Genomic DNA, 13,056 nt, shown 5'->3' with positions numbered 1-13,056 from the left:
GATTGGATCTCAGAATGACGCATACGGAGAATAAAATGTACCGATTCAGTGAAGCACCTATCTGGGAGCTGCAACGGGCCTATTACGAGGAACAGGGTATTACGGCTTGGCAGAGCGGAGATGTGCCGCAATACATAACAAGCAATCGGGTAATGGCCATTTCTTATGCGGAAATGTTATTTGGTTTCTTGCAGGATCGAGCTAGAATGGGACAGTTGACAGCGAATGTAACGATCCTCGAACTTGGAGCCGGTTCGGGTCAATTTGCTTTTTATGTGTTACAAGAGTTAACGAAGCTTATACAAATGGCTAGCATACAACTGCCCCCGTTTCGATATGTGATGAGCGATTTGGCTGAGAAAAATATAGCATTCTGGCGGCAGCATACTTGCTTAACACCATTTGCGGAGCAAGGCCTTTTGGACTTTGCGAAATTCGATGCCGTAGAGGATAGAGATATTTATTTGCAGCATGCCGGTGAGCGTATTAGATCGGGTGATCTGGCGCAGCCATTAGTCATTTTGGCGAATTACTTTTTTGACAGCTTGCCACAGGAATTAATTTATGTCGAAGACAAACAGGTGTATGACTGCCGGATTTCATTGCAATTTCCAGAAGGTGCAGATGAGCTGAGCGTTTCCCAGCAGTTGAAAGAGGTCGTAGGGAGCTATCATTATCAACGGGAACATATGTATGATGACAAGTCCTACCCTTATCGCGAGCTATTAGATGTGTATCGTCAGCATATTTCTGATTCACACATTCTTTTGCCTGAAGTAAGCTTGGCATGTTTACAACGATTGAAAGATTTATCTCAGGAAGGTTTCCTACTGCTCACTGCTGATAAAGGAGATCATCGCTTAGAAAGCTGGGAATATAACGAACCTCCGAAACTCATACATCATGGAAGCATCTCATTAACGGCTAATTATCATGCGATTAGCTATGTGTGCGAAGCGCATGGAGCCCAAGCATTATTCACGAAGCATCCCTATACCTACTTAAACATCGGTTGTATGCTCAATCTTTCTGAACCTAACGAGTATGGTCTAACAAGATTAGCGTATGATAGGTTTGTGGAGCGATTTGGTCCTGATGATTTTTTCAATCTAAAGGAAGCCTTAGACTTTCAGTTGGAGCAGAAGACGATGCCTCAGCTGTTGGCCTTGTGGCGCTTGAGCGGCTACGATACTCAGTTTCTACTGCCCTCTACGAAACGTCTGATTGACCTGATTCCAGATGGGAAAGACCATGAATGGATCGCGCTTCAGCAAGGAATTGGTCACATGTGGGCACATTATTATCCAATGGATGGTAACACGGATGTTGCCCTCGCTTGTGGGATTCTCTTGTATCAAATGGACATGTATCAGGACGCAATCCCATATTTCGAACGGACACAGCCAAAGCTTGCGAATGATGCGACTGTCCTCTATGAGATGGCGGTGTGTTACTACGAGTTGGGACAAGATGATGCGGCTAAGCGGTATGTAGATCTCACGCTTTCGCAATCCCCAGAGCATGAGGAAGCGATTGCCTTACAGGAGTTATTAATTTCATTGCGTTAACAAAATGACATAAGCTGCAACAATCTCAGTGCTCCTGACGTTAGGAAAGTATCCATAACCTATAAGATGCTAAATACCAACCGAAAATGAGAGGAGCACTAGCATGAAAAAAATAGCAGCATTAAGTTTAACCCTTCTGTTGGGCAGTAGTTTGACATTTGGTTCCGTATACGCGTTCTCAGACTTAGAAGAGGGACAAGCAACTGCAGTTCTAACGCTGAAAGAGCGAGGTATTGTGAGTGGTTTTGATAACGAGCATTTTGTGCCGAGGGGTAAAATCAGCTATGCACAAAGTGTCCAAATGATCGTCAAAGGTCTAGACCTTAACTTGGATCATTTGCGATTCATTAAGCAACCCTTAGCATCTGATAGTTATTCGAATATCTCGAATGATGCTTGGTATGCGGATGCGTTCATTATTGCGCATTATCACAATCTGGACATCCCGAAGGATGTGAATCCGAATACCACGATCACTCGCGAACAATTCGGGAATCTATTGGTTAAAGCACTTGAAACCAAGGGTCAATTTCCATTGGTGAAAATGTATATCCCAATCAAAGATGAAGATCAACTTAACGTGGATTATCAAGGCACCATTCAAAGATTATTGCTGTATAAAATTACGGCTCTGGATGGGAATGGCAAATTCAATCCCAAAAGTGAGCTGACCAGAGGAGAAGCCGCGACATGGCTGTACAATGCCATTCGTGTGCTAGAGGCGCATGTGCAGAAACCACCACAAGTAGAAGAAGTCACAGTATCGGTTGAAAAAGTGACCGATGATGTGAACAAAGTGACACTTTCCAGAGGAATCAAGCCGAACCCTGGCTATGGCATTAGCATCGATAGCATCCAGTTTGAGTCGGGTGGCCAAGCGATTGTGAAGTATTCGTTGATAGAGCCACAACCTGACATGATGTATGCACAAGTTATGACGGAAGCAAAGGCAGAGACTTATGTATCTTCGAAGTATACCGTGAAAGCCGAAGCTAGCGGACTGAAATAATAGGTTGAAATGCTGCTACCCGATGTGGGTGGCGGCATTTTTTTGTGCTTTTAACCCCCTGTATTCGAACTGTGCAAGCTCGTACACTCTCACATAGGATATAGCATCCTCTAATAGACGGGTGGTGAGAGATATGAAAACAATCAACTATTACACGTTAGCATTAGGCTTATTAGGTGCGGCCAAATTGATTTTGGATGCATTTGGTATGAATATCATTACAGATGAGACAGCAAATGCCATCGCCAATGGTGTTGCTGCTTTGTTGTCTGTCATTGGTGTCTATACAAACCATCAAAAAGTGGAATAATCCTATGTACGGCTAAACCCATTGACACCGATATTTGCCTAGTTGAATATCGTATTGGACAGAAGTGATTTCCATAACGGAGGCGTCAAACGTGGGATACTATGTTCAAGTAGAAAATGGTGTGAAATTATTTATTGAAGATGTGAATCCAAAAGGGACGAAGACCATCCTGTTTATCCATGGGTGGCCTTTGTCACATACACAATTTGAGTATCAGTTTAATGTACTCCCAGGATTGGGGTACCGCTGTATTGGTATGGATTGGCGTGGATTCGGACAATCGGATAAACCGATGGATGGCTATACGTACGATCGCCTTGCAGATGACTTGCATGCTGTGATTCAGTCGTTAAAGCTGGAAGGTATAGGTATTACACTTGCAGGACATTCAACAGGCGGCGCGATCGCGATCCGATATATGGCCAGATATCACGGCCATGGTGTAGAGAAGCTTGTTCTGATTGATGCGGCGGCACCAACGGGCTTTACGAACGAAACCGCAGCAAAGTTTTTGCATGAGAATGCCAACGATCGTCCCAAAATGCTGCAAAATGTAACGGATTCGTTCTTTTTTCAGTATATTACGGAGCGATTCTCGGATTGGTTTTTTCAAATGGGCCTACAAGCAGCCAGTTGGTCCACAGCGGCAGTCATTCGATTGCTGAGAGATGAGAATGTGGGATCAGATCTAAGTCGAATTGAAGCGCCTACCTTAATAGTTCACGGTATACATGACAAAGTGATTCCCTACCAACAAGCGGTCGAGATGAATAAACGAATTCCAAATTCGCAGCTGATCCCGTTTCATTATAGCGGGCATGGCGGATTTTGGGAGGAAAGAGATCGCTTTAATTATGTTCTTACACAGTTTATAGGTTGATGTTGTGAGTGATCTTCAATGGAATAAGAGGTATAGCTTCCCTAATGGGGGGCTTATTTTATTTCATGTTAAAGTGTAACTTGACACACTTTTATAGACTATTAAAAGACTTGTCTCTTATGTGGAAGTTCATTATGATAAAAGTGAAGGGATCCTGGGTTAAGCGGATCACAAATTATAGTACAAATTCATTTAAACTGTCTTGGAGGTTGTTCCATTTATGAATCAGTCTACATTTCGAATTGGTATCATTGGCATTGATTCCTCGCATGCACCTACATTTACACAATTGTTAAACGATAAGGATCATCCTTTTCATGTTGCTGGGGGTAAGGTCACCATTGCTTATCCTGGTGGTTCTCCGGATTTTGAGATGAGTTATTCCCGGATTGAAGGATTTACTGCTCAACTTCGCGAACGAGGAGTGGAAATCGTTGGCTCACTGGAAGAAGTAGCAGCGAATTGCGATGGCATTCTAATGACATCGGTGGATGGTCGTATTCATTTGGAACAGTTCCGCCGTGTAGCGTCCTATCGTCGGCCTATTTTTATTGATAAACCAATGACCGTTTCATCTGTCGAAGCTAGTGAAATTTTCGCGATCGCGCAAGAGAATAACATTCCTATTATGAGTTGCTCCTCGCTAAGATACGCAGAAGAATTGACGATAGCACTAGAAGCATCAGATACTAGTAGCAACGTTATCGGGATGGACTGCTACGGTCCTATGGCGTTACAACCAACCCAGCCTGGGCTGTTTTGGTACGGTGTGCATACGGTTGAAATGCTTTTTAGAGTACTTGGCAAGGGCTGTCTCCACGTTACTGCTGCTACAACAGAAGATCATGATCTGATAACTGGCGTATGGGACAATGGCGTTATTGGTACCATCCGTGGCAATCGAAAGGGCAACGGGCAATTTGGTGCGCTTCTACATCGGGAATCACATACGCAATTTGTCGATGTAAACAAACATCCAAAGCCTTATTATGCGAGTCTCTTGGAGAAAATTATGACGATGTTTGTGAGTGCAGCTCCGGATATCGATGGGGAAGAGACATTACAAATCATTCGTTTTATGGAAGCAGCTAATGAGAGTCGAGAAACAGGACTTACAGTGAACTTATAGGTGTGAATGCGTAGGAGCCCAAGGAGAGGATTACAACGATGAAAAAAGCAGAACTAAAGGTAGCTGTCCTGGGAGCGGGGGCTATTGCTGGTCAACATTTTGATGCGATTCGTCGTACGGACGGGTTTGTAGCTTGTGCTGTTGCGGATATTCAACAAGAGAGAGCCCAAGCTATTGCTGATACCTATGGGATAGCGGCCTACAGTGATTATCAAGAGCTCATTCGGCAAGAACGACCGGATGTTGTGGTTATTGCGTTGCCACATTTTCTACATAGAGAAACAGCTATTTTCGCTGCTGAGCATGGGTGTCATTTGATGCTGGAGAAGCCAATGGCCTTGAACGTTGCCGAATGTGATGACATTATGGAAGCAGCTAGCAAAGCGGATATTCGTATTTTAATTGGGCATACCCAGCATTATATGGCAGAGAATATCCATGCAAAGCGGATCATTGAAAGTGGCGAACTAGGTGAGATTGTCATGATCAATGATGTCAGGCATTTGAATTACTACCAAGACACAAGGCCGCAGTGGTTTCTAGAAAAAGATAAATCAGGTGGCGGAATACTTGCCAATCTAGGCACGCACTCCATCGATAAGATTCAATGGTTGATGGACAGTTCTGTCCGTAAAGTGAGCGCCAAAGTGAGTCATCATGGCAAACGAGGCAATGTAGAGGGAAGCGGCATCATCTATATGGAGCTAGCTTCAGGTCTGCCTGCGTCAATTGCACAGTCTGGTTATCCAGGGGCTACTCGGAACGAAACAGAGATCATTGGTACATTAGGGATGCTGAAGCTGGTTACAGGCGTAAGTTTATGGATCAGTCGTGGCGGCGCTTATGAACAGGTCGATGTGCCACCGATGGATACGCCATTCGAGCTGCAGTATAAGGATCTATTGAGTGCGATTGAGGCGAAAAGTGAAACGAGTTGTCCACCCGAATATGCGCGAGGTGTCATAGCCGCGCTTGAGGCTGTATACAGATCTGCCGAGACAGGTGTGGAACAATTTCTATAGGGTGAATTGAGAAATAGCTGGGAAACTTCCAGCTATTTTTTGTCGTTTCGGCATAGAATGGGAAACAACTGGGAAACGGGAAAGTAGCTGCTGCAACACGAGGAAAAATAGGCAGGGATTTGCTGCAGTGCATGGAATAGTAAAAGATGTTCCTGAAAGGAGAATTTCCATGATAGAATGTCCTTGGTGTCATGAACAAGTACAGTTGGTTGAGGATGTTTGTCCTGCATGCAAGCAAGAGGTGCTCACGTACCATTTGAATCCAGATGGTGAAGAAAGTGATGTGGAAGAGCTAACTGAATATGAAGAGATTGACGAGCTGAGTCTAGAAGAGCGAATCTCTCGCCAATACAAGTGCTGCAAATGTAACCATAAGGAGTGTCATATTAAAGAAATAGCGATGACGGGAACAGGCTTAAGTAAAATGTTCGATATTCAGCATCATCATTTCTTAGCTGTCTCATGTTTACATTGTGGATACGTAGAAATGTATGATCCGAATGTGTTACAAAGTAAGAAAGCGGGCTCATTAGGTACACTACTAGATATAATATTTGGAGGTTGAAAGTGAATGACGGTGATTGGACTCATCCGGCACGGATTAACGGATTGGAATACGGAACGGCGCATACAGGGACAAACCGATGTTCCACTCAATGAGCTTGGTCGCAAACAAGCCGAATTATTATCTCTGCGAATGAAGGATGAACATTGGGATTACATCTATGCAAGTGATTTGGGTAGAGCTAGAGAAACAGCGGCATGTATTGGAAATGTGAAGCAAATGGAAGTGAACACAGACCAGCGGTTAAGAGAAATGTTTTGCGGTGAGATTGAAGGGACAACACTGGAGGAACGTGTGGCAAAATGGGGAGAAGACTGGTCCCAATTGGATCTAGGGGTCGAAACGCATCAACAAATTGCTGCTCGCGGTATGAGTTTCATTCAGGAAGTAATCGAGAGACATCCGAATCAGAAGGTGTTAATCGTCAGTCACGGTGCCTTACTTAGTCTAACTCTTATGGACTTGATCCCACATGAAGACATTGAGGAGCATTTACATAACACGTCTGTGACGACAATTCGCCACACGGAGAACCGGTGGGAATGCTTGCAATACAATTGTATTGCGCATTTAGATGGGTTTGAGTAAGTTTTCTACCTGAATAATTCTTAACGATGAACAACCTTTCGGGAATTGGACAGTACTTCCACAGGGGCGCAGCAATTGGAAAGGAGATTCGATATGTTAGTCTACCAAACGGATGCGTTAACGATTCGAGAACTTGAACACAGCGATAAAAACCTGTTAATTTCCTGGCTGAATGACCCCTTGGTATTGACCTACTATGCAGGTCGCGATTGTCCTCATGATGAGGATTTGATAGATGAACATTTTTATAAGGAAGAAGATTCCGTTGTCAGATGCCTTATTGAATATGAAAATCGGCCGATCGGTTATATTCAATTTTATGAGATTGAGGAAGAAGAACGTCTCGAGTACGGCTATTCGAATACCAATGAAAAGATCTACGGAACAGACCAATTCATAGGTGAAACCGCCTATTGGAATAAGGGGATTGGTAAACTGCTAGTAAGGTCGATGCTGGATTATTTGTTGAATGTCCATAAGGTAGATCGCGTTGTTATGGATCCGCAGCAGTGGAACATTCGAGCGATAAGCTGCTATGAACGATGTGGATTTACAAAAGTGAAGGAACTGCCTGCGCATGAGATGCACGAGGGAGAGCTGCGAGATTGTTGGTTGGTGGAGTATTCAAGGATTACGAAGAGAAGCAATATGCGGGTTGGGAAAATTTATTAATGACATTAAAGAAGTTAACGTTCGACATAGAGCGCAATGGTAGACAGATCTTACTAAAGACAGATTGTCTTACTTATGTCGTAAGACAAAAATCAAGAGAATCTTAGTAAGAACCTGGGAATTCATGTATGTGATAGCCCCCTGCGGTTACACTACAAAGGGGAAAGGAGCTTCAGTTAAATGGAGTTAGAAACCGTCTATCTAACATATAAACAGCTGTTATTCTCTGTTGCGTACCGCATGTTAGGTTCTGTATCCGATGCAGAAGATATGCTGCAAGACATGTTTATCACACTGCAGAAGACAGACACCGGGCATGTAACGAATTTGAAATCGTATTTAGTCAAAATGGTTACGAATCGATGCTTGAATTACTTGAAATCAGCTAGTAAGCAAAGAGAAACCTACATGGGCACATGGCTTCCTGAGCCTCAAGTGACGTCATCCCGCGAAGATCCGATGGGAAGTCTTGTCCAAGATGAAACGATCTCATATGCGTTTTTAGTTTTGCTGCAAGAGCTGTCCGCGGTAGAGCGTGCGGTCTTCGTGCTTAGAGAAGTGCTTGGTTACGATTATGAAGAGGTTGCGGATATGCTTCAGAAAAGGGAAGCGAATTGTCGCAAAATTTATAGCCGCGCTAAGAGTAAAATCAATGAGACTTCTGACGAAGAAGATGAACGCTCTTTAGGTGAAACAGAGCCTCTGGTCAAGAAGTTTCTTCACGCAGTGGGGACGGGGGATTTCCAAGATTTCGTGCAACTCCTTATGGAAGATGCTGTGATGGTATCAGATGGAGGCGGGAAGGCAAGCGCTGCCGTTAATCCAATCTACGGGAAGGAGCGCATCGCTGCATTCTTCGAAGGTGTTCAAGCCAAAGGGGCACTGGAGGGAGACTGGTTGACTGTGACGTTCAATGGGCAATCCGGGCTGATTCTTGTTAAGGATCGATCTCCTTTGATGGTGATCTTATTTGAGCTTGCTGCGAGTCGGCAGCAATCAAACCATCTCTATGTCATCCGAAATCCCGATAAACTAATTCAAATTTACTCTGAACTGTAAGGCCACAAGAATGTTCAATCGTAACAAAGCTCGAGTCCGAGTCATGAAAAGGATAATTCCTATTCATGGCTTTTTTACTACTTGAAAAGTAGCGAAGGATGCTTTAGAATTGAATTGTGCCCGAGCACGGAATGGTGAGTCAGTCAAAGGCAAATCGTACAAAGCCATGATGGCTTTATTTTTTGGAGAATTTTGTGCCCGAGCACGGAAGCAAGAAATTCGAATTAATTCCAACCCAAAAGGAGGCGTTAATGTGGCCATTGTTGTTCAGAAAAGAGATTACAGTATTACCGGCCAAGAAAGCATTAGAGCGCAAGAACGAGGTTTAGCTAGTGCTGAGTGGTATGCTAGCCCCATTCCCCGCGCAAAAATGAAAGAGTTAATGAAACGCAAGGATGGACCTGCGATTCGGGATACGATAATTTGGTTTGGTGCCTTGCTGTTATTCGGCTATCTAGCGTATTTATCATGGGGGACGTGGTGGGCTGTTCCGGCTTTTTTCATCTATGGCGTGATCTATGCATCTCCAGGCGACTCGCGATGGCATGAATGCGGGCATGGTACAGCATTTAAGACGCCATGGATGAACGATGTAGTGTATCAGATTGCTTCATTCTTCGTATTACGTTCAGCTACACCATGGCGTTGGAGCCATGCACGGCATCATACCGATACAATAATTGTCGGCAGAGATCCAGAAATTTTGACGGAGAGACCACCGATTTGGAAAATCATCCTCATGCAGATCTTTCATTTATATGGCGGTCCAATCGAGATCAAACGATTTGCTCTACACACAATAGGCCGATTGGAAACACAGGAGAAGGATTATATTCCTGCTTCCGAGTTTCCGAAAGTATTTCGCGAAGCGCGCATCTACATGCTGATAATCCTTGCCGCCACGGCGGCATGTTTATACACGGGGAGTCTACTTCCCGCCATGTTTATCGTCTTGCCATCCTTCTATGGCAATCTGTTCGTACTGCTTTTTGGAATGACACAGCACCTTGGCCTTTATGAAGATGTACTGGATCATCGTCTGAATACACGTACAATTCATATGAATCCGATCTTTCGATTTTTGTACTGGAACATGAACTATCATACCGAGCATCATATGTATCCCATGGTGCCGTACCATGCGTTGCCTAGACTGCATCAAGAGATGTTGGCTGACTGCCCTGCGCCACGCACGAGCTTATGGGCGGCATTGAAAGAGGTCATTTCAGCGCTGCGGTTACAAAAAAATGATCCGTCATATGTGGTGGTGAAACCGTTACCCGTAACTGCTCAACCGTATTATTTTGGCGGCATGGTCGAAGAGGATCAATCTAAATTAAGGAGACAACAAGTATGATGAACGAATGGATTGAGGTATGTGCAACAGATGAATTAGAAGATGAGGATGTCATTCGATTTGACCACGGCGAAGCAACCTTTGCTATTTATCGAAACGCACAGGGGCAATTTTTCGCATCAGACGGGTATTGTACACATGAGAAAATTCATCTGTCCAAGGGACTTGTCATGGGAAATCTCATAGAATGTCCGAAGCATAACGGTCGATTCGATATCACAACAGGAGAAGCGAAGCGAGTTCCCGTGTGTATCAAGCTCAAAACCTATGCGACGAAGGTTGAAGCAGGCAAGGTGTTTATGCAATTGGTATAGCGGGAACGAGAAAACATAAGGTGCGATTGCCGCGGACTTGATATCGAGCTTCATTTCTATCATACTTGTTACGTGCCCGTGCACAATCCCTTGTGAATGGAGAACCCAATGAGCGTTACAATTAGAGAGATTGCCCAACAAGCTGGTGTGTCCAGAGGTACCGTTGATCGTGTGCTGAATGGAAGATCAGGCGTAAAGCCTGAAATTAGGGAACGTATTCTTGCGATTGCAGATAGGCTTCAGTATGTACCTAATTTGGCTGCAAAGGCGCTTGCTTACAATAGAAAACCGATTCAAATCGGTATCGTGATGCCTCCGAAAGAAATTTCGTTCTTTGATGAGATTCGCAAAGGGATTCATGCTGCGGAAGATGAGCTGAAGGGGCTAGGTATTTGTTTAGAGTATGTGTATATCAATAATCAGCTGGCAGATGAGGGTGCGAGAGCTATTCAGACACTGATTGCGAATGGTGCAAGCGGCATTCTATTCTCAGCTATTGATGATGAAGTTAACCGAGTAAGCATAGATAAGGCGATTGAACAAGGTATTCCAGTGGTTACTTTTAATTCTGACGTTGAGAACTCAAAGCGGAGTTGTTTTGTGGGTCAGGATCTGGGGAAAAGCGGTGAAATCGCTGCTGGTTTAATGACTCGTATGTTCACAGGCAAAGCTAAGGTGTTAGTCATTGTGGCCAATATGAAATTCCATGCGCATCGCATGCGAGTGCAGTATTTTAAAGAGAAATTAATCCAGAGTGAGATCGAGATTGTTGATGTCATTGAAGGCTATGATCGCTACGACGATACATTTCGCAAGCTGAATGAGTCACTGAAGATGTATCCTGATTTGGATGGCATTTATATGGCAACAGGTCATGCAGGGGCATGTATCGATGCGGTGAAATTGGCAGGGAAGGGTGGTCACCTCCGTATCGTATGCAATGATTTGATGCCTGAAGTTGAGCAAGGACTGCGAGAAGGATTGATTGATTTTACCATTATGCAAAATCCGGTTCAGCAAGGCTACCGCTCCCTGCGAATATTGTACGATCTTATATTCAATGGGAAGCAACCTGATCATGAATTTCAGTATACCGATACGAGTATTATGATTGCGGAGAGCCTCTAACTAAATCGAGATTCCAGTCTTTGTCCCACCAAACAGTTTGCAGGACTTCGCAAGGTATATCTCTGGCCGCCTATCCTGAGCTCGGTTGCTCGTTGTTGACTTTGAACGGGGATCGAACGTGCCGTTTTGAAATGAAGAAAGCTGGATATCGTATTGCCTATCAGATTGATCCGAAATTTCCGTTCATAGTCTTATTTAAACCAGATAGGACAGATGCTTTCTCAATCGAACCTTACACATATGTGACGGATGCGTTTAATCTTCCTTATCCGCTGAGCTGACAGGGGCAAGGGGGATTGAACCACAAGAAGTGATTCATTTATCGACAGCCTTCTGGCTGGAGAAGTTATAGCTTTGAATGTGGAGTGGTAATAAAAGGAACCGCCACAAAAGGTTTTTGACCTAGAGTGACGGCTTTCCTTGGTAGTGATATGTTCTAGTGATGAAAAACATCAGTACTGGCGCAGTTATGTTGAAGCCGCCTCTATAGAGGCGGCTTTTTGCCTTCATTTTCGATCAAATGGTCATGATCGCCATCCTCCATGATATTCCGAGTTGAGTTACGGAATTCTCGAAGCGTATCCCCAAATGCACGGCCCAGCTGCGGCAGTTTGGAAGGTCCGAAGACAATTAAAGCGATAGCCAGAATTAAGATTAATCCTGATACTCCAATATTGTTGAACATTGCAATCATCCTCTTTTCTTTTTCTCTTAATCTTCAACTAGGTTCAAATTCGCAACACGTTGCATAGCACGCCATTGCCAGCCGGCAACCAATACGCTGACTTCAAACAGTAGAATTAGCGGCACTGTGACCGATAAGTGTGAAATCATATCCGGCGGAGAGATGCATGAGCCGGTGATGGTCAGTGCGATATAGGCGTATTTCCTGGACATTTTCAGAATCTGAGGCGTTAAGAGACCTATTTTTGTCAAAAACAGGAGAACCACAGGCAGCTCAAACGCGATTGCCATCGGAATGACAATTTGAAACAAGAAAGCAAAATATCGATCAATTCCATACGTCTCCACAGCGCCTATCGATTGATTCATTCGGATCATAAAGCGCATCATCATCGGGAAAACGACCCAATAACTGAACGAAACTCCGATGATGAATAACGCAAAAGCGACTGGTATGTAAGGAAGCGCGTTCCTGGATTCGGTTTCAGTAAGCCCTGGCTTTACGAATACCCATGCTTGGTAAAGCACGACGGGCACTGTAAATAAAGCGGCGAACAAAAACGCACATTTCATATAAATCATCAGCCCATCCGTGAACGAAAACACATTCCACTTAATTTCACCGATCAATGGCTGTGATTTCAAGTACAGAAGGATATCCGACGAGAGGTACAAGCCCACACACAGTGTAACGATGAACCAGGCGAACACGATGAGCAATCGCTTGCGAACCTCTGTCAAATGTAAGATCCAATCTTCTTGCTCCATGTC

The 13,056-nt window shown here is 44.2% G+C and carries 16 protein-coding genes; 14 read left to right on the top strand and 2 right to left on the bottom strand.

Translation table 11 applies throughout. From position 1 onward, the window contains the following. Positions 1 to 14 precede the first annotated feature (14 nt). The 14 genes from L6I86_RS03735 (at position 15) to L6I86_RS03670 (ending at position 11,882) form a co-directional block, all read left to right on the top strand. Positions 15 to 1,568 (top strand): SAM-dependent methyltransferase, encoded by a 1,554-nt coding sequence (locus L6I86_RS03735; RefSeq protein WP_236284741.1) that lies wholly within the window; start codon positions 15 to 17, stop codon positions 1,566 to 1,568. A gap of 103 nt (positions 1,569 to 1,671) precedes the next feature. Next, complete coding sequence (locus tag L6I86_RS03730) at positions 1,672 to 2,577, top strand: S-layer homology domain-containing protein (protein WP_236284739.1); 906 nt, start codon at positions 1,672 to 1,674, stop codon at positions 2,575 to 2,577. Positions 2,578 to 2,710: 133 nt separating this feature from the next. Beyond that, complete coding sequence (locus tag L6I86_RS03725; RefSeq protein ID WP_164483576.1) at positions 2,711 to 2,887, top strand: hypothetical protein; 177 nt, start codon at positions 2,711 to 2,713, stop codon at positions 2,885 to 2,887. A 91-nt stretch (positions 2,888 to 2,978) separates the two neighbouring features. Further along, a complete protein-coding gene (locus tag L6I86_RS03720; protein ID WP_236284737.1) occupies positions 2,979 to 3,767 on the top strand; it encodes an alpha/beta fold hydrolase in 789 nt (262 codons plus the stop codon). A gap of 220 nt (positions 3,768 to 3,987) precedes the next feature. After that, on the top strand, positions 3,988 to 4,896 hold the full coding sequence (locus L6I86_RS03715; RefSeq protein WP_236284735.1) for a Gfo/Idh/MocA family protein: 909 nt from the start codon (positions 3,988 to 3,990) through the stop codon (positions 4,894 to 4,896). Positions 4,897 to 4,934: 38 nt separating this feature from the next. Continuing rightward, complete coding sequence (locus L6I86_RS03710; protein ID WP_236284733.1) at positions 4,935 to 5,918, top strand: Gfo/Idh/MocA family protein; 984 nt, start codon at positions 4,935 to 4,937, stop codon at positions 5,916 to 5,918. 169 nt (positions 5,919 to 6,087) lie between these two features. After that, positions 6,088 to 6,483 (top strand): zinc ribbon domain-containing protein, encoded by a 396-nt coding sequence (locus L6I86_RS03705; protein WP_236284732.1) that lies wholly within the window; start codon positions 6,088 to 6,090, stop codon positions 6,481 to 6,483. Positions 6,484 to 6,489: 6 nt separating this feature from the next. After that, positions 6,490 to 7,071, top strand: a complete 582-nt coding sequence (locus tag L6I86_RS03700) for a histidine phosphatase family protein (RefSeq protein ID WP_236284730.1) — start codon at positions 6,490 to 6,492, stop codon at positions 7,069 to 7,071. Between the two features lie 93 nt (positions 7,072 to 7,164). Continuing rightward, positions 7,165 to 7,743 carry a GNAT family N-acetyltransferase gene (locus L6I86_RS03695; protein WP_236284728.1) on the top strand — a complete coding sequence of 193 codons (579 nt, stop codon included), beginning with the start codon at positions 7,165 to 7,167 and terminating at the stop codon, positions 7,741 to 7,743. Between the two features lie 180 nt (positions 7,744 to 7,923). Next, on the top strand, positions 7,924 to 8,802 hold the full coding sequence (locus L6I86_RS03690; RefSeq protein ID WP_236284726.1) for an RNA polymerase sigma-70 factor: 879 nt from the start codon (positions 7,924 to 7,926) through the stop codon (positions 8,800 to 8,802). A gap of 253 nt (positions 8,803 to 9,055) precedes the next feature. After that, a complete protein-coding gene (locus L6I86_RS03685) occupies positions 9,056 to 10,159 on the top strand; it encodes a fatty acid desaturase family protein (protein ID WP_236284724.1) in 1,104 nt (367 codons plus the stop codon). Continuing rightward, entirely contained in the window at positions 10,156 to 10,473 is a 318-nt protein-coding gene (locus tag L6I86_RS03680) for a MocE family 2Fe-2S type ferredoxin (protein WP_236284723.1), read from the top strand. Before L6I86_RS03685 ends, L6I86_RS03680 begins: the two co-directional genes overlap by 4 nt. Before the next feature lie 108 nt (positions 10,474 to 10,581). After that, a complete protein-coding gene (locus tag L6I86_RS03675) occupies positions 10,582 to 11,601 on the top strand; it encodes a LacI family DNA-binding transcriptional regulator (protein ID WP_236284720.1) in 1,020 nt (339 codons plus the stop codon). A 20-nt stretch (positions 11,602 to 11,621) separates the two neighbouring features. Continuing rightward, positions 11,622 to 11,882 (top strand): hypothetical protein, encoded by a 261-nt coding sequence (locus tag L6I86_RS03670; RefSeq protein WP_236284718.1) that lies wholly within the window; start codon positions 11,622 to 11,624, stop codon positions 11,880 to 11,882. 203 nt (positions 11,883 to 12,085) lie between these two features. Here L6I86_RS03670 and tatA read toward each other — a convergent pair whose 3' ends face one another. Together tatA and tatC are read right to left on the bottom strand one after the other, a co-directional pair. Continuing rightward, entirely contained in the window at positions 12,086 to 12,286 is a 201-nt protein-coding gene (tatA, locus tag L6I86_RS03665) for a twin-arginine translocase TatA/TatE family subunit (protein ID WP_056621312.1), read from the bottom strand. A 26-nt stretch (positions 12,287 to 12,312) separates the two neighbouring features. Then, positions 12,313 to 13,053, bottom strand: a complete 741-nt coding sequence (gene tatC / locus L6I86_RS03660) for a twin-arginine translocase subunit TatC (RefSeq protein ID WP_236284716.1) — start codon at positions 13,051 to 13,053, stop codon at positions 12,313 to 12,315. Between the last annotated feature and the right edge of the window lie 3 nt (positions 13,054 to 13,056).

The sequence above is a fragment of the Paenibacillus allorhizoplanae genome (genome assembly GCF_927798215.1).
Lineage (GTDB): Bacteria > Bacillota > Bacilli > Paenibacillales > NBRC-103111 > Paenibacillus_E > Paenibacillus_E allorhizoplanae.
The sequence above is the reverse complement of the archived record's forward strand: the minus strand, read 5'-3'. Positions and strand labels throughout refer to the sequence as shown.